Below are 15,910 nucleotides of genomic sequence, written 5' to 3' on the forward strand. Positions count from 1 at the left end.
CCGCTCAACTAGCCGACCTTGACGACGTCCTGGACGTCGTCGCCGTCATCGACGGCACCCGCGCCCCGGCTGTCGCCGCCGACGACCACCGATCCGTGTCCGCGCTTCTGCCGGACGAGGGAGATGGCGACCACCACGGCCGCGACCAGCAGCGAGAGCAACACGGTCTCGCGCCCGTCGTGCTCGGTGTCGGTGAGCATGTAGCCGAGGACGAACACGATGACAGCGGCGGTCGCCCAGGTCAGATAGGGGTACAGCCACATCCGTACGACGAGCTTCTCCGGGGTCTCGCGCTCGATGATCTTCCGCATGCGCAGCTGCGAGAAGCAGATGACCAGCCAGACGAACAGGGCGACGGCGCCTGAGGAGTTGACGAGGAAGAGGAAGACCGAGTCGGGGAACTTGTAGTTGAAGAAGACCGCGACGAAGCCGAAGACGACCGAGGCGATGATCGCCGCGAGCGGTACGCCACGGGACGTGGTCCGCGCGAAGGCCTTCGGCGCGTCACCGCGCTGTCCGAGGGAGAAGGCCATCCGGGAGGCCGTGTAGAGCCCGGAGTTGAGGCAGGACAGCACCGAGGTCAGCACGATGAAGTTCATGATCTGGCCGGCGTGCGCGATACCGAGCGAGTTGAGGGCGGCGACGTACGAGCCGTCCTTCTTGATCGAGGGGTCGTTCCACGGCAGCAGCGCCACGACGACGAAGATCGAACCGAGGTAGAAGACGCCGACACGCCAGATGATGCTGTTGGTGGACTTGGTGACGGCTCGCTGCGGGTCCTCGGACTCGCCGGCGGCCAGCGTGGCGATCTCGCTGCCCATGAAGGAGAAGACGACGAGCAGCACGCCGGTGAGGATGGCGCCGGGCCCGTTGGGCAGGAAGCCGCCGTGGTCGGTCAGATTGCCCAGCCCGGCCTTGTCGCTGTCGACACCGGGCAGCACGCCGAACACGGCGAGCCCGCCGATGATGACGAAGGCGCTGATGGCCACGACCTTGATACCGGCGAACCAGAACTCGAACTCGCCGTAGGAGCTGACGGAGCCGAGGTTGGTGGCGGTGAGCACCACCATCACGATGAGCGCCCAGGCCCACTGCGGTACGGCGGGAACCCACCCCTCGAGGATGGTGGCCCCGGCGGTCGCCTCGACGGCGAGTACGACGACCCAGAAGAACCAGTACAGCCAGCCGATGGAGAACCCTGCCCAGCGCCCGAGCGCCCGGTCGGCGTGCGCGGAGAACGATCCGGAGGTCGGGTTGGCGGCGGACATCTCGCCGAGCATCCGCATCACCAGCACGACGAGCGTGCCGACGAGGGCGTACGAGAGCAGGATGCCGGGTCCGGCGGTACGGATACCGGAGCTTGACCCGACGAAGAGTCCGGCCCCGATGACACCCCCGATGGCGATCATCGAGAGATGCCGGTTCTTGAGACCGGCCTGAAGACCGGTGGTCGGCTGCGAGGTCATGGGGGAATTCCTTTGCGCCGGGTGAACGGGTTAGCGCGCCGGTGGGGGCGGCGTAAACAGTTGGTCCAGTGAATCGGAGGTAAAGAGATTCTTGAACCTTTGAATCCAGATCGTTACTTGAGGTTTGCTTGAGGATTCTGGGTGTTGCTATTGCTTTTCGTGATCAGCCCCCCGGGCTGCTGCCCGGAAACACACATGTCACACTCGGACCATGCGCGTGTATCTCGGCTCCGACCATGCGGGCTTCGAACTCAAGAACCACCTCGTCGAGTGGCTCAAGGAGGCCGGCCACGACCCCGTGGACTGCGGCCCCCACATCTACGACGCCCTCGACGACTACCCGCCCTTCTGCCTTCGCGCCGCAGAGCGCACGGCGGCCGACCCGGACGCCCTCGGCATCGTGATCGGCGGCTCCGGCAACGGCGAGCAGATCACGGCGAACAAGGTGAAGGGCGTGCGCGCGGCGCTGGCCTGGAGCGAGGAGACCGCGTCGCTGGGCCGCCAGCACAACAACGCGAACGTGGTCGCGGTGGGCGCGCGGATGCACACGCAGGACGAGGCGACGAAGTTCGTGGAGACGTTCCTCGCGACCCCGTTCTCGGGCGACGAACGCCACGAGCGCAGGATCGACATGCTGTCGGCCTACAAAACAACCGGCGCCCTCCCGCCGATCCCGGCACACCACCCGGAGCAGTAAGGGGCGGGTGCGGATACGGCTGCGGGTGCCGCGTTCATCCAGCCCCTCCGGCGTTTGAGGAGCCGGGGGTTCGGGGGCAGCGCCCCCGAGGACGGGACGGGAAGGGGCGGTGGGGGCGAAAACACCCCCGCGCCCCCCGACCCACCCGCGGACAAAAGAAGGAGCACCGTGCCTGAGGGGCACACGATTCACCGCCTGGCCCAGGACTACGCCGCCGCGTTCCTGGGCACCACCCCCCACCTCAGCAGCCCCCAGGGCAAGTTCTCCGACGCGGCCGCTCTCCTGGACCGCGCGGAACTCACCCACACCGAAGCCCACGGCAAACACCTCTTCCTGGGCTTCCGCGAAGCCGACTGGATCCACATCCACCTGGGCCTCTTCGGCAAGGTGACCTTCGGCGACGCCCCCGCCCCACCCCCCACGGACACGGTCCGACTCCGACTCGCGAACAGCACCGCGTACGTGGACCTCCGCGGCCCCACCACCTGCGCCCTCATCACGGACCCCGAGAAGCGGGCGATACACGACCGCCTGGGCCCGGACCCCCTCCGCCCGGACGCCGCGCACCACACCGCCTACGCCCGCGTCAGCCGCAGCCGTACGACGATCGCCGCCCTCCTCATGGACCAGAAGGTCATCGCGGGCGTAGGAAACGTCTACCGTGCCGAGGTCCTCTTCCGGCACGGCATCGACCCGTACCGCCCCGGCAGGGACATCACTCTCACCGAGTGGGACGCGCTCTGGAGCGACCTGGCCGCCCTCATGCGCGAGGGCGTACGCAACAACCGCATCGACACCGTCCGCCCGGAACACACCCCGGAGGCGATGGGCCGCCCGCCGCGCGTCGACGACCACGGCGGCGAGGTCCACGTCTACCGCAGGGCCAACCTGCCCTGCCACCTCTGTGGCGGCGAGATCCGCACCGCCGATCTCGCCGCCCGCAACCTCTTCTGGTGCCCCACCTGCCAACGCACCTGACAGGCCGCCGAACCGGGCATCAGAACCCGTGGGGCAGCCAGGGCTCCACCATCGACCCGAACGCCACCGAGGCCTCGGCCAGCGCCCCCTGCCGGACCTCGCGTACCCGCCCGGCGGCCGCGAGCGCGGCCAACGGCACGCCTCCCAGGTAGGCGGCCCCCAACTCCCGTACCGACAAAGCGAGATCAGCCGCATCGTCCGTACGCCGGCACACCGCCCCCTTGGCGTCGCCGGTCAGCCGCCAACGCCCGGAGTTCCACGGACAGAACGCGTCCTCGACGTCGAACACGACATCCACCGGCGCCTGGTACGTCCGCGCCTCCAGCGCGGCCCCCACGCCCACCAGCCGTACGTACAGCGCGTCCCGCCTGCGCAGCCCGCACCGCCGGATGTCGGACACCATGTGATGCCAGGGCTCGTCGACCGGCCGCGCCCGCCCGACGAGCTTCGACGTCAGGTCGATGTCGAACAGGAACCGCCACAACGCCCCGTGGGAAGCGGCGTCGAGCGCCTCCACGTCCTCGACGACGACCGCGCTGTTGGCCCCGGTGACATCGAAGTCGGGCTTGACCCGGAACCGGGCGAACCCCACCACCTCCGTGCCCCGCTCGGCGACGACGCACTGCAACGGCGACGCCCCGCCCCGCCCACTCTCCGGATCGAGCACCATGACCCGGTCCCAGCCGGGCATCCGGGCCAGCATCCCGGGCCGCTCGGGCACCCGCCGCGCGTACACCGCCTCGCAGACGTCAAGGACTTCGGCCGGTACGGCATACCGCAGCCGTACGTCATCGGCCCCGGCCGGCGCCTCCAGCCGTACCCGCGTCGTGTCGATCTCGAAGTGCAGCGAGTGGGTGGCGAGCCCGTACCCGAACCGTCCGTAGATGGCGGGCTCGGACGCCGTGAGCACGGCCAACGGCTCGCCCCAGCTGCGTACGTCGTCCAGCTGGCGCCGCATCATCGACGTCAGTACCCCGCGCCTGCGATGCGTGCCGGCCACACCGACCATCGTCACGCCCGCTGCCGAAACGGAGGCACCACCCGGTACGGTTACCCGGAAAGTGAAGGCGCCCGCGCTGCCCACGCACGTGTCACCGTCCCAGGCGCCCACGAAACGGTCGTACTCGGTGAGTGATTGGTACAACTCCCGTTCCTCGGCTGACTCCGGCATTCCGCCGAAGGCCCGGAGCAGGTTGTCGTACCACTGATCCCAGTCATCGGGCCGGAGCACCCGCAAGTCGGTCGTGGCGGGGGTCCTGGAGGTCGTCATGGGCCATGCCTACCAGGGCCCTGCGGGACGAGCGAGGGAATTTTCCCCTCGGGGCCTCGGATCGGGCCTCGGTGGGTTTCACTGTGAAGTTGAAGCTCGGACGGGGGACAAGTGGGACCTCCCGTGCCAAGCAGCTGGTCCGATGGATAGGGTCCCGAACTAATGGCAGCAGGACGAGAGCGGCGCGCGGAAGCCGAGACGTTCACGGCCCGGTTGAAGAAGCAGGCACACCGGGTCCGCACCGGCCTGCGCCGATCCGCCGTGGACTACTTCCGGGGCGACGGTTCGGACTGGATCGCGCTCGCCGGTCTGCTCCTCACGATCCCGATCATCGCGGCCATGACCCTCGGCAACTCGGTGTGGTGCTCCCCGGCCCTGCTCGTCCTCCCGATCGTCGCGGGCGGCCTCCTCCTGCGCCCGGCCAGCCTGCTGGGCCTGTACGGGGCGGCGGCCACGGCACTGATCGTGGAGTCGGTGAAGCTGGGCCCGTACACGGAGGGACCCTCCAGGGTCACGCCCGGAGTGGTCCTGGTCGTGGCGGCCTGCGGTTTCTTCGGCCTGTTGATCGCACAGTTCCGCAGCAGGGTCGGCGTCCCCTGGCGGCGCGGCGGCACGATGCTGTTCGACCTGCGTGAACGCATCCGCGTCCAGAGCAAGTTGCCGCAGCTGCCGCAGGGCTGGCACCGGGAGATGGCGCTGCGCCCGGCGGGCGGCCAGTCGTTCTCGGGCGACTTCGTGGTGGCGGCCCGTACGAACGGGGGCCGCACGATGGAGGTCGTCCTCACGGACGTGTCGGGCAAGGGCATGGACGCGGGCTCCCGAGCCCTGCTCCTCTCAGGCGCCTTCGGCGGCCTCCTCGGCTCCCTGCCACCCCACGCCTTCCTCCCGGCGGCGAACGGCTATCTCCTCCGCCAGGACTGGGACGAGGGCTTCGCGACATCGATCCACCTGGTCCTGGACCTCGACTCCGGCGACTACGAACTCTTCTCAGCCGGCCACCCACCGGGCCTCCAGCTCAGCGCGGGCACGGGCCGCTGGGAGGAAAAGGCGGCGGAGGGGCCTCTGTTGGGGGTGTACGACGGCGCCCAGTTCGACCCCGTGAAGGGATCGCTGCGCTCCGGAGACGTCCTGATGCTGTTCACGGACGGTCTGGTCGAAACGTCGGAGCGGGACATCGTCGAGGGCATCGACCGCCTGACCGGCGAGGCCGACCGCTATGTGGCCGGCGGCTTCCACGGCGCGGCCTGGCACCTCATCGAGGCGGTGGCCAAGGACGTGAACGACGACAGGGCACTCCTCCTGATCTGCCGAGAGGGCCCCACGGCCCAGGCCACGATCTGACGCCCCACGGTCAAGACAACGTCAGGAAACAGTCAATTCCCGCTTTACCGAACGACTCCGGCGACCGACCGAAGTCACCCCCAGCCCCACACTGACCAAATGACCCTCGCCGAAGTAGAAGCCGCAGCCCGGGCCGCGCACGCGACGCAGACGGACAAGGCGGGCCGCCCCTACGCGGAGCACCTCCAGGCCGTCGCAGAGGGCGTACGCGCGCGTGGCGGCGACGCCGACCAGATCGCGGCGGCCTGGCTGCACGACGCCGTGGAGGACGACGCGCTGTCCGCGCGCTGGCTGGCCGAGGCCCCGCTGTCTCCCCGTACGAAGGACATCGTGCTGGCCGTCACCAAGCGTGCGGGGGAGGCCCCGGAGGCGTACGCCCGGCGCATCCTCGAGACCCCGGGCGCCCTCCTGGTCAAGGAGGCGGACCTGGCGCACAACGCGGACCCCGCCCGTCTGGCGGTACTTGATGCCCCCACCCGCGCCCGCCTGACCGAGAAGTACGCCGGAATGCGCACACTCCTGGGCCTGCAAGAAGCGTAAATATCAACCTAATTACCACTAAAGAACATAGTCATACGTTCTCGGCTGCCCTGGGGTTCTCTGTGCGGATAAATCGGTCCGGTGGGGCCGATGATGCGTCACTGGTCGCATATGGCGGCCTCGTTGGTGGCACGATGGATCTGGCGGGGGTGCGAGGGAACGCATCCCTAGGCCGGTAGCGGACCGACCATAGGGTGTGATCAGTGTGGCCATATCGTTGTCAGTGGTGCTGATGTTGGGAATCATCCTGGTGGTGCTGATCCGCGGGGGCACCATCAAGGCGGGCCCGGCAGTCGTCGCCATCCTCTTCGGCTTCTTCCTGGCGTCGACCGGCATGGCGGACGACATACAACGCTTCCTGAACTCGATAGCCGACACGATCAACGAGATCCAGTTCTGACCGCCGTCGGGCACCGGTCGGAACCGCGGCAAACGCGACCGGCCCGGTTCGAGGAACCGGGCCGGAGGCGGAAGAGAGCGGGCGACGGGAATCGAACCCGCGTAGCTAGTTTGGAAGACTAGTGCTCTACCATTGAGCTACGCCCGCACACGTGCGCCGCAGGTCAGGTGACCGCGGCACAGAAGGCATCGTAGCGGTTCGAGGCCCCTCGGCGCACACTCCGTTCCGGGACGCGGCCGCGCGGCACGTCCACTCCTGAAAAGCGACACCTCCACGGCCTGCGGCCATGTACCCTTCGTGTCGCACCAGACGGGGTGTGGCGCAGCTTGGTAGCGCGTCCGCTTTGGGAGCGGAAGGCCGTGGGTTCAAATCCCGCCACCCCGACCACCTGCCGATGGCGTTTCGATCCACCGGCGAGATCGCCTTTTGGGACGCGTACCGCCTGCGGCTACTATGCAAGCTGCGCGCCCGTGTGTCTGCGTTGTTACGTCCCTCAAGGGCCGCGAATCCGCTGAGGCTCCCGCCGTGTCCGGCAGAGGGCAATCGGCAGAATCCTCAGCAGAACCCAGAGAAGTCAGCCCCCAAGGAGACCGAACCGTGAAGAGCGCCGTGGAGACCCTGAACCCGACCCGGGTTCGGCTCAGCATCGAGGTGCCCTTCGAGGAGCTCAAGGACAGCCTCGACGCGGCGTACAAGAAGATCAACCAGCAGGTCACGGTGAAGGGCTTCCGGAAGGGCAAGATCCCGGCGCGCGTCATCGACCAGCGGTTCGGCCGCGGTGCGGTCCTGGAGGAGGCGGTCAACGACGCCCTCCCGAAGTTCTACACCGAGGCGGTCAACGAGGCCGAGCTCAACGTCCTGGGCCAGCCCGAGGTCGACATCACGGAGCTGAAGGACGGCGAGACGCTGAACTTCACCGCCGAGGTCGACGTCCGCCCGACCATCGAGATCCCGGACTACTCCGGCATCGAGGTCGAGGTCGACGCGATCGAGGTCACCGAGGAGGACATCGACAAGTCGGTCGAGCAGCTCCGTGAGCGCTTCGCCTCCACCTCCCCGGTCGAGCGGGCCGCCGAGGACGGCGACGTCGTGACGCTGGACCTGGAGGCCAAGGTCGACGGCGAGGTGCTGGAGGACGGCGTCGCGACCGGCCTGTCCTACACCATCGGCTCCGGTGAGCTGCTGGACGGCGTCGACGACGCCGTGAAGGGCGTGGAGGCCGGTGGCGAGGCCACCTTCACCTCCGAGCTCAAGGGTGGTTCGGCGGCCGGCCAGGAGGCCGAGGTCACCGTCAAGGTCACCCAGGTCGCCGCCCGTGAACTCCCGGCCCTGGACGACGAGTTCGCCCAGCTCGCCTCCGAGTTCGACACCCTGGAGGAGCTGCGCGCGGACAGCCGCAAGCGCCTCGAGAACATGAAGCAGTACGACCAGGCCACGCAGGCCCAGGAGCGCGTCCTGGAGAAGCTGCTGGAGCTCGTCGAGGTGCCCGTCCCCGAGAAGCTTCTCGAGGAAGAGATCAACACCCGTAAGCACAACCTGGAGCACCACCAGCTCGGCCAGATGGGCCTCGACCTCGAGAAGTACCTCGAGATCCAGGGCAAGACGGCCGAGGAGTTCGACACCGAGACCAAGGAAGCCGCGGTCAAGGGCATCAAGACCCAGTTCGTCCTCGACGAGCTGGTCAACAAGGAGAAGCTGAACGTCAACCAGGAGGAGCTCACCGAGCACCTCATGCGGCGCGCCGCCTCCTCCGGCATGTCCCCCGACCAGTTCGCCCAGGCGGTCGTCGAGGGCAACCAGGTCCCGATGCTGGTCGGCGAGGTCGCCCGCGGCAAGGCCCTCGCGGTCGTCGTCGAGGCCGCCACGGTCAAGGACACCAACGGCGAGATCATCGACCTCGACGACGAGGAAGAGGACGAGACCACGGAGACCCCCTCCGAGGAGACCCCGGCCGCCGAGGCCGAGGCCGCTGAGGAGAAGCCGGAGGCCTGACAGCCACGGCACCGCTGAAAGCACGTAGACAGGCCCCCGGGAACCACATGTTCCCGGGGGCCTGTCGCGCCCTATAGGGGCGCGGGGAACTGCGCGAACACCCCCACGCACCCGCACCGAACCCTCCTCCGGCGGACCCACGGCGAGCCCCGGCAGGGGGCCTGGGGCACAGCCCCGCGACGCCCACCCCCACCCCGCCCGCCGCGCAGCAGCCCTCACCGGAAACCCAGCTCACCCCAGCGGAGCGCATGCGCTCACAGCGAACAGTTCACTTCCCGGGATTCCCCGGAGGGACCCGCGCGTTAGGGTCCATGAATACGAGGGCAGGGGAGTCCCCGAAACCGCCGGACGGCCCCACGCCCCGGTAGAACACGTGAGACGGCCCGGCGCCGTCGTAATACGAGCAGGTGGATACGACGTGACGAATCTGATGCCTTCCGCCGCCGGCGAGCCTTCCATCGGCGGTGGCCTCGGCGACCAGGTCTACAACCGGCTGCTCAACGAGCGGATCATCTTCCTCGGCCAGCCGGTCGACGACGACATCGCGAACAAGATCACCGCGCAGCTGCTGCTCCTTGCCGCCGCTGACCCCGACAAGGACATCAACCTCTACATCAACAGCCCGGGCGGCTCGATCACGGCCGGCATGGCGATCTACGACACCATGCAGTTCATCAAGAACGACGTGGTGACGATCGCCATGGGCCTCGCCGCCTCGATGGGCCAGTTCCTGCTCAGCGCGGGTACCCCGGGCAAGCGCTTCGCGCTGCCGAACGCCGAGATCCTGATCCACCAGCCGTCCGCCGGTCTCGCCGGTTCGGCCTCGGACATCAAGATCCACGCCGAGCGGCTGCTGCACACCAAGAGGCGTATGGCCGAGCTCACGTCCCAGCACACCGGTCAGTCGGTGGAGCAGGTCACCCGTGACTCGGACCGTGACCGCTGGTTCGACGCCCACGAGGCCAAGGACTACGGCCTCATCGACGACGTCATCGCCACAGCTGCCGGCATGCCGGGCGGCGGAGGCACCGGGGCGGGCTCGTAGGAAGCCCCCCAGCGCCCGCCAGCCCCCGCCTCAGCCCCTTTCAGGAGACACCGTGAACGACTTCCCCGGCAGCGGCCTCTACGACCGCACGATGGCCGCCCAGGCCGCCGCCCAGGCGGAGTACACCGGCCCCCGTGCCGAGTCCCGCTACGTCATCCCGCGCTTCGTCGAGCGCACCTCGCAGGGCGTGCGTGAGTACGACCCGTACGCGAAGCTCTTCGAGGAGCGCGTGATCTTCCTCGGCGTGCAGATCGACGACGCCTCCGCCAACGACGTCATGGCGCAGCTGCTGTGCCTGGAGTCGATGGACCCTGACCGGGACATCTCGGTCTACATCAACAGCCCCGGTGGCTCTTTCACGGCGCTCACTGCGATTTACGACACCATGCAGTTCGTGAAGCCGGACGTCCAGACGGTCTGCATGGGCCAGGCGGCCTCCGCCGCGGCGATCCTCCTCGCGGCCGGTACGCCGGGCAAGCGCATGGCGCTGCCCAACGCGCGCGTGCTGATCCACCAGCCGTACAGCGAGACCGGCCGCGGGCAGGTCTCCGACCTGGAGATCGCGGCCAACGAGATCCTCCGGATGCGTGCCCAGCTGGAGGACATGCTGGCCAGGCACTCCACCACGCCGATCGAGAAGATCCGCGAGGACATCGAGCGCGACAAGATCCTCACGGCCGAGGACGCGCTGTCGTACGGCCTGATCGACCAGATCATTTCCACCCGGAAGATGAACAACGCCAGCGTCCGCTGACGTACTGGTGGACGCAGAAGCTGTATCGTCTGCCGCCCCTTGGCACGGTTTGACTCGGAGCACGTCAAAGTGAACCGCGCCAAGGGGGGCCCGAACGAGGGGCCCGGCAAGGTACCGTCGGACATAAGGCAGCACCAGGAGCCGCTGGACCTAGGCGTCTCCCAGGCGAAGGGGAAGCACACCGTGGCACGCATCGGTGACGGCGGCGATCTGCTCAAGTGCTCGTTCTGTGGCAAGAGCCAGAAGCAGGTCAAGAAGCTCATCGCAGGCCCCGGTGTATACATCTGCGACGAGTGCATCGATCTCTGCAACGAGATCATCGAGGAAGAGCTCGCGGAGACGAGCGAGGTCAGGTGGGAGGAACTCCCCAAGCCTCGCGAGATCTACGAGTTCCTCGAGGGGTACGTCGTCGGTCAGGAGTCGGCCAAGAAGGCCCTGTCCGTGGCGGTGTACAACCACTACAAGCGGGTCCAGGCGGGCGAGAACAGCAGCGGTCAGAACCGTGACGACGCCATCGAGTTGGCGAAGTCGAACATTCTCCTGCTGGGCCCCACGGGCTCCGGCAAGACCCTCCTCGCGCAGACCCTGGCGCGCATGCTGAACGTCCCGTTCGCCATCGCCGACGCGACGGCGCTCACGGAGGCGGGGTATGTCGGCGAGGACGTCGAGAACATCCTGTTGAAGCTGATCCAGGCGGCGGACTACGACGTCAAGAAGGCCGAAACCGGGATCATCTACATCGACGAGATCGACAAGGTCGCGCGGAAGAGTGAAAACCCGTCGATCACACGGGACGTGTCCGGTGAGGGTGTCCAGCAGGCCCTGCTGAAGATCCTCGAAGGCACGACGGCCTCCGTGCCGCCGCAGGGCGGACGCAAGCACCCGCACCAGGAGTTCATCCAGATCGACACGACGAACGTCCTGTTCATCGTGGGCGGTGCCTTCGCGGGCCTGGAGAAGCTCGTCGAGTCCCGCGCGGGTGCCAAGGGCATCGGTTTCGGCGCCACGATCCGCTCCAAGAAGGAGCTGGAGGCGAAGGACCGCTTCGAGGACGTCATGCCCGAGGACCTGGTGAAGTTCGGCATGATCCCCGAGTTCATCGGCCGCCTCCCCGTCATCACGTCGGTCCACAACCTCGACCGTGAGGCACTCCTCCAGATCCTGGTGGAGCCGCGCAACGCCCTCGTCAAGCAGTACCAGCGCCTCTTCGAACTCGACGGTGTGGAGCTGGACTTCGAGCGCGAGGCCCTGGAGGCCATCGCCGACCAGGCGATCCTGCGCCAGACCGGCGCTCGTGGCCTGCGGGCCATCATGGAGGAGGTCCTCCAGGCGGTGATGTACGAGGTCCCGTCCCGCAAGGACGTGGCCCGCGTCGTCATCACGGTGGATGTCGTCCTGAAGAACGTGAACCCGACCCTGATCCCGAGGGACGCCCGCGGTCGCGGCCCGGGCGAGCAGAAGACGGCGTAACGGCAGGGCAGGACAAGGGAATTGGGCAACTGCGAAGGGGCCCCGGTCAACAGACCGGGGCCCCTTCGCAGTTGAGGTCCGACGCCGGGGCGTGTCAGGCCGCGACGCGCACGTCGGTGCGCAGCTTGGCCGCGATCTCGGACGCGGCCTCCAGTGAACTGCCCGCGCCCGTGGCCAGGGCGGCGAGGTCGTACGAGATGACGTAGCTGAGGGTGCTGTGGTCACCCCAGACGCAGAACGGCATCCGCGTCGTCTTCCCGGACTGGGTGCTCTCGACGAGCTGACACTTCATGATGCCGTTGTCGAAACCCGAGGGCGTGAACTCCTCAGGGCTGCCGATGAGTTTGCCGTCGGCGGAGCTGTCCTTCTCGGACGCCGCCTTCATCTTGGTGAACATGGCGTCGACGACCTTCTCCGGGTCGTCGATCGTGCCGTACACGCCGGAGAACGTGATGTTCTTCGTGGTGAACCCCGACCCCGCGACGTAACTCGCGCTGACGTTCTGGGGGTTCTGTACCCCCCATGCCTCGGCTTCCGCGATCTCGTCCTTGGCCATCTTCTCGGCCCCGCTGCCGCTCTTCTTGTAGGCACCGTCGAGCACGGTCGCCGGCGTCGTCAGCTTGTGCGGGCCGTCGTCCCCGATGGCACCGTCCGAGCCGGGACCCAGCACGAACCACGCCCCCACCGCGACGGCGGCCACGACAGCCACCGCCCCGAGGACGATCCCCGTCTTCTTCCCGCCCCCGGCCGGCGACGGCGGCTGCGGAACCGGGTACGGGGTCTGGCCGTACGGCGGCTGCTGGCCGTACGGGTTGGGGGCACCCTGCGGGGCCTGCTGCGGATAGGCGTAGCCGGGCTGGGCCGGTGGGGCCTGCTGCGGGTAGCCGTAACCCGGCTGGGCCGGGGGAGCCTGCTGGGGGTAGCCGTAGCCGGGCTGGGGAGCCGCCTGCGGTGGCTGGGGCGGCTGTCCGTACGGACCCGGCTGCCCGTACGGACCCGGCTGGGCGGGCTGGCCGTACGGTCCGGGCTGCTGCGGCGGTCCGCCGTACGGGCCCGGCTGGTTGTGGCTCATCTCTGGGTTCCCCTCCAGATGCTTATGTGTTCCTGACATCCTCGCGCAGGCCAGAGGTCCGAGTTGCGCCGGGTGTCCCACCGTTACGAAAGAATCGCGTTTCGGGACAGGGCGGTGACGCCTCTAAACTGACCGGGTGACCGAGAACGCTCAGCAGCAGCCCACAGCGCCCATCACCGAACTGCCGACCCAGTACGCGCCGGCCGAGGTAGAGGGGAAGCTGTACGAGCGCTGGGTGGAACGGGGTTACTTCGCCGCCGACGCGAAGAGCGAGAAGCCGCCGTACACCATCGTCATCCCGCCGCCGAACGTCACGGGCTCCCTCCACCTGGGCCACGCCTTCCAGCACACGCTGATGGACGCCCTCACCCGCCGCAAGCGCATGCAGGGCTACGAGTCGCTGTGGCTGCCCGGGATGGACCACGCCGGAATCGCCACCCAGAACAAGGTCGAGCAGCAGCTTGCCGAGGAGGGCAAGTCGCGGCACGACCTGGGGCGCGAGGAGTTCGTCGAGCGCGTGTGGCAGTGGAAGGAGGAGTACGGCGGCAAGATCCTCGGCCAGATGCGGCGCCTCGGCGACGGCGTCGACTGGAGCCGCGAGCGGTTCACCATGGACGAGGGGCTGTCCAAGGCCGTCGCGACGATCTTCAAGAAGCTCTACGACGACGGCCTCATCTACCGCGCCGAGCGCATCATCAACTGGTGTCCCCGCTGTCTGACGGCCATCTCCGACATCGAGGTGGAATACCAGGACGACGCGGGCGAGCTCGTCTCGATCCGGTACGGCGAGGGCGAGGACAGTCTGGTCGTCGCCACCACCCGCGCCGAGACGATGCTCGGTGACACGGCCGTCGCCGTCCACCCCGACGACGAGCGCTACAAGCACCTCGTCGGCAAGCAGGTCAAACTGCCGCTGACGGACCGTTCCATCCCCGTCGTCGCCGACACGCACGTCGACCCGGAGTTCGGCACCGGCGCAGTCAAGGTGACCCCGGCCCACGACCCGAACGACTTCGCCATCGGGCAGCGCCACAACCTGCCCAACATGACGATCATGGACGAGCACGGTGTCATCACCGTCCACGGCCCCTTCCTCGGCCTGGACCGCTTCGAGGCCCGCTCCGCCGTCGTCGGCGCGCTGCGCGAACAGGGCCGGATCGTCGCCGAGAAGCGCCCGTACACCCACTCCGTCGGGCACTGCTCGCGCTGCTCCACCACCGTCGAGCCGCGCCTGTCCCTCCAGTGGTGGGTCAAGGTCGAGACGCTCGCCAAGGCCGCCGGTGACGCGGTCCGCGACGGCCGGGTCTCGATCCACCCCGAGGAGATGTCCAAGCGCTACTTCGACTGGGTCGACAACCTCAACGACTGGTGCATCTCACGCCAGTTGTGGTGGGGCCACCGCATTCCGGTCTGGTACGGGCCGGACGGCGAGGTCGTCTGCGTCGGACCCGACGAGGAGGCGCCGACCGGCGAGGGCTGGACCCAGGACACCGACGTCCTCGACACGTGGTTCTCCTCCGGCCTGTGGCCGTTCTCCACCCTCGGCTGGCCCGAACAGACCCCGGACCTGGAGAAGTTCTACTCGACCGACGTCCTGCTCACCGGCCACGACATCATCTTCTTCTGGGTCGCCCGGATGATGATGTTCGGCCTGTACGCCATGGACGGCCAGGCGCCGTTCAAGACCATCGCGCTGACCGGCCTGGTCCGCGACGAGCGCGGCAAGAAGATGTCGAAGTCCTTCGGCAACGTCGTCGACCCGCTCGACTGGATGGACAAGTACGGCTCCGACGCCGTCCGCTTCACCCTGGCCAAGGGCGCCAACCCCGGCACCGACGTCCCGATCGGCGAGGACTGGGTCCAGGCGTCCAGTAAATTCGCCAACAAGATCTGGAACGCCACGCGATTCGCGCTGATGAACGGCGCCACCATCGAGGGCGAGCTCCCGGCCGCGGAGCGACTGACCGCGACCGACCGCTGGATCCTCTCCCGTCTGAACAAGACGGTCGCGCAGGTCGACGCGTACTACGACGACTTCCAGTTCGCGAAGCTCAGCGACGCGCTCTACCACTTCGCGTGGGACGAGGTCTTCGACTGGTACGTGGAGCTGTCCAAGACGACCTTCTTCGCGGGCGGCGAGCAGGCCAAGGTCTCCGGCCGGGTCCTCGGCGAGGTCATCGACGTCATGCTGCGGCTGCTCCACCCGGTCGTCCCCTTCGTCACCGAGACGCTGTGGACCACGCTGACCGGCCGCGAGTCCCTCGTCGTCGCCGACTGGCCCAAGGACAGCGGCTTCCGCGACGAGGCGGCCGAGGCCGAGATCGCCACCGTCCAGGCCGTCGTCACCGAGGTCCGCCGCTTCCGCAAGGAGCAGGGCCTGCAGGACGGCCAGAAGGTCCCCGCCCGCCTCACCCTCGACGGCACCGCGCTGGGCGCCCACGAGGCGGCCATCCGGCAACTCCTCCGCCTCCAGCCGGAGGAGGACGGCTTCAGCGCCACCGCGACCCTCCCGGTCGCCGGCGCGACCGTCGCCCTCGACCTCTCCGGCACGATCGACGTCGTCGCGGAGCGCAAGCGCCTCGCGAAGGACCTGGCGGCGGCGCAGAAGGAACGCCAGCAGGCCGAGGCCAAGCTCGGCAACGAGGCGTTCCTGGCGAAGGCCCCGGACAACGTCGTGGACAAGATCAAGGCCCGCCTCACCAAGGCGGACGAGGACATCACCCGCATCCAGACCCAGCTGGACGGCTTGCCGCAGCCGTAAGTGTTCTGTACGGCGCTACAGGCCCCGGGGATTTCTGATCCCCGGGGCCTGTAGCGCCCCATAGGGGCGCGGGGAACTGCGCGACCAGCCCCAACGCACCCGCCCCCCACCCCCACCACCCCAC

13 protein-coding genes and 2 tRNA genes are annotated in these 15,910 nt (G+C 68.3%); 11 read left to right on the top strand and 4 right to left on the bottom strand.

Features of this window, described 5'->3' with window-relative positions; genetic code table 11:
• Positions 1 to 8 precede the first annotated feature (8 nt).
• On the bottom strand, positions 9 to 1,466 hold the full coding sequence (locus ADL01_RS11425; RefSeq protein ID WP_053741825.1) for an amino acid permease: 1,458 nt from the start codon (positions 1,464 to 1,466) through the stop codon (positions 9 to 11).
• A gap of 211 nt (positions 1,467 to 1,677) precedes the next feature.
• Between ADL01_RS11425 and ADL01_RS11430 the strand changes: the two genes are divergently transcribed.
• Together ADL01_RS11430 and ADL01_RS11435 are read left to right on the top strand one after the other, a co-directional pair.
• Positions 1,678 to 2,163 carry a ribose-5-phosphate isomerase gene (locus tag ADL01_RS11430; RefSeq protein ID WP_053741826.1) on the top strand — a complete coding sequence of 162 codons (486 nt, stop codon included), beginning with the start codon at positions 1,678 to 1,680 and terminating at the stop codon, positions 2,161 to 2,163.
• A 168-nt stretch (positions 2,164 to 2,331) separates the two neighbouring features.
• A complete protein-coding gene (locus tag ADL01_RS11435) occupies positions 2,332 to 3,141 on the top strand; it encodes an Fpg/Nei family DNA glycosylase (RefSeq protein ID WP_053741827.1) in 810 nt (269 codons plus the stop codon).
• 19 nt (positions 3,142 to 3,160) lie between these two features.
• On the opposite strand, the gene ADL01_RS11440 is transcribed toward ADL01_RS11435, so the two are convergent.
• Positions 3,161 to 4,411, bottom strand: a complete 1,251-nt coding sequence (locus tag ADL01_RS11440; protein WP_078960458.1) for a GNAT family N-acetyltransferase — start codon at positions 4,409 to 4,411, stop codon at positions 3,161 to 3,163.
• Positions 4,412 to 4,573: 162 nt separating this feature from the next.
• Here ADL01_RS11440 and ADL01_RS11445 point away from each other — a divergent pair, with 162 nt between their 5' ends.
• From ADL01_RS11445 to ADL01_RS11455, 3 genes are all read left to right on the top strand, one after another.
• Positions 4,574 to 5,752 (top strand): PP2C family protein-serine/threonine phosphatase, encoded by a 1,179-nt coding sequence (locus tag ADL01_RS11445; RefSeq protein WP_053741828.1) that lies wholly within the window; start codon positions 4,574 to 4,576, stop codon positions 5,750 to 5,752.
• A gap of 99 nt (positions 5,753 to 5,851) precedes the next feature.
• The gene (locus tag ADL01_RS11450) at positions 5,852 to 6,292 is read left to right on the top strand and encodes an HD domain-containing protein (protein WP_053741829.1); all 441 of its coding nucleotides are present in this window, start codon (positions 5,852 to 5,854) and stop codon (positions 6,290 to 6,292) included.
• 205 nt (positions 6,293 to 6,497) lie between these two features.
• The gene (locus tag ADL01_RS11455) at positions 6,498 to 6,692 is read left to right on the top strand and encodes a hypothetical protein (RefSeq protein ID WP_006383514.1); all 195 of its coding nucleotides are present in this window, start codon (positions 6,498 to 6,500) and stop codon (positions 6,690 to 6,692) included.
• Between the two features lie 76 nt (positions 6,693 to 6,768).
• On the opposite strand, the gene ADL01_RS11460 is transcribed toward ADL01_RS11455, so the two are convergent.
• Positions 6,769 to 6,839: transfer RNA gene (locus tag ADL01_RS11460), tRNA-Gly, on the bottom strand.
• Positions 6,840 to 7,002: 163 nt separating this feature from the next.
• Between ADL01_RS11460 and ADL01_RS11465 the strand changes: the two genes are divergently transcribed.
• The 5 genes from ADL01_RS11465 to clpX all read left to right on the top strand — a co-directional run bounded on the left by ADL01_RS11465 (position 7,003) and on the right by clpX (position 11,953).
• Positions 7,003 to 7,079 (top strand) — tRNA-Pro (locus ADL01_RS11465).
• A 210-nt stretch (positions 7,080 to 7,289) separates the two neighbouring features.
• Positions 7,290 to 8,684 (top strand): trigger factor, encoded by a 1,395-nt coding sequence (tig, locus tag ADL01_RS11470; RefSeq protein WP_053741830.1) that lies wholly within the window; start codon positions 7,290 to 7,292, stop codon positions 8,682 to 8,684.
• Positions 8,685 to 9,057: 373 nt separating this feature from the next.
• The gene (locus tag ADL01_RS11475; RefSeq protein ID WP_078960459.1) at positions 9,058 to 9,729 is read left to right on the top strand and encodes an ATP-dependent Clp protease proteolytic subunit; all 672 of its coding nucleotides are present in this window, start codon (positions 9,058 to 9,060) and stop codon (positions 9,727 to 9,729) included.
• Positions 9,730 to 9,781: 52 nt separating this feature from the next.
• A complete protein-coding gene (locus tag ADL01_RS11480) occupies positions 9,782 to 10,483 on the top strand; it encodes an ATP-dependent Clp protease proteolytic subunit (protein WP_053741831.1) in 702 nt (233 codons plus the stop codon).
• Positions 10,484 to 10,666: 183 nt separating this feature from the next.
• Positions 10,667 to 11,953, top strand: a complete 1,287-nt coding sequence (clpX, locus tag ADL01_RS11485) for an ATP-dependent Clp protease ATP-binding subunit ClpX (RefSeq protein ID WP_053741847.1) — start codon at positions 10,667 to 10,669, stop codon at positions 11,951 to 11,953.
• Between the two features lie 94 nt (positions 11,954 to 12,047).
• Here clpX and ADL01_RS11490 read toward each other — a convergent pair whose 3' ends face one another.
• Positions 12,048 to 13,025, bottom strand: coding sequence for a hypothetical protein (locus ADL01_RS11490; RefSeq protein WP_053741832.1), 978 nt, complete (start codon positions 13,023 to 13,025; stop codon positions 12,048 to 12,050).
• A 136-nt stretch (positions 13,026 to 13,161) separates the two neighbouring features.
• Here ADL01_RS11490 and ADL01_RS11495 point away from each other — a divergent pair, with 136 nt between their 5' ends.
• Positions 13,162 to 15,786, top strand: a complete 2,625-nt coding sequence (locus tag ADL01_RS11495; protein ID WP_053741833.1) for a valine--tRNA ligase — start codon at positions 13,162 to 13,164, stop codon at positions 15,784 to 15,786.
• Positions 15,787 to 15,910 lie beyond the last annotated feature (124 nt).

Origin of the sequence: Streptomyces sp. NRRL WC-3618 (genome assembly GCF_001280005.1) — a bacterium.
In the GTDB taxonomy this organism is placed as follows: Bacteria; Actinomycetota; Actinomycetes; order Streptomycetales; family Streptomycetaceae; genus Streptomyces.

Excerpts from the sequence above, each read along its gene's own strand:
- ADL01_RS11425 (WP_053741825.1), bottom strand. The coding sequence starts at position 1,466 with ATGACCTCGCAGCCGACCACCGGTCTTCAGGCCGGTCTCAAGAACCGG.
- ADL01_RS11430 (WP_053741826.1), top strand. The coding sequence starts at position 1,678 with ATGCGCGTGTATCTCGGCTCCGACCATGCGGGCTTCGAACTCAAGAAC.
- ADL01_RS11440 (WP_078960458.1), bottom strand. The coding sequence starts at position 4,411 with ATGACGACCTCCAGGACCCCCGCCACGACCGACTTGCGGGTGCTCCGG.
- ADL01_RS11445 (WP_053741828.1), top strand. The coding sequence starts at position 4,574 with ATGGCAGCAGGACGAGAGCGGCGCGCGGAAGCCGAGACGTTCACGGCC.
- ADL01_RS11450 (WP_053741829.1), top strand. The coding sequence starts at position 5,852 with ATGACCCTCGCCGAAGTAGAAGCCGCAGCCCGGGCCGCGCACGCGACG.
- ADL01_RS11490 (WP_053741832.1), bottom strand. The coding sequence starts at position 13,025 with ATGAGCCACAACCAGCCGGGCCCGTACGGCGGACCGCCGCAGCAGCCC.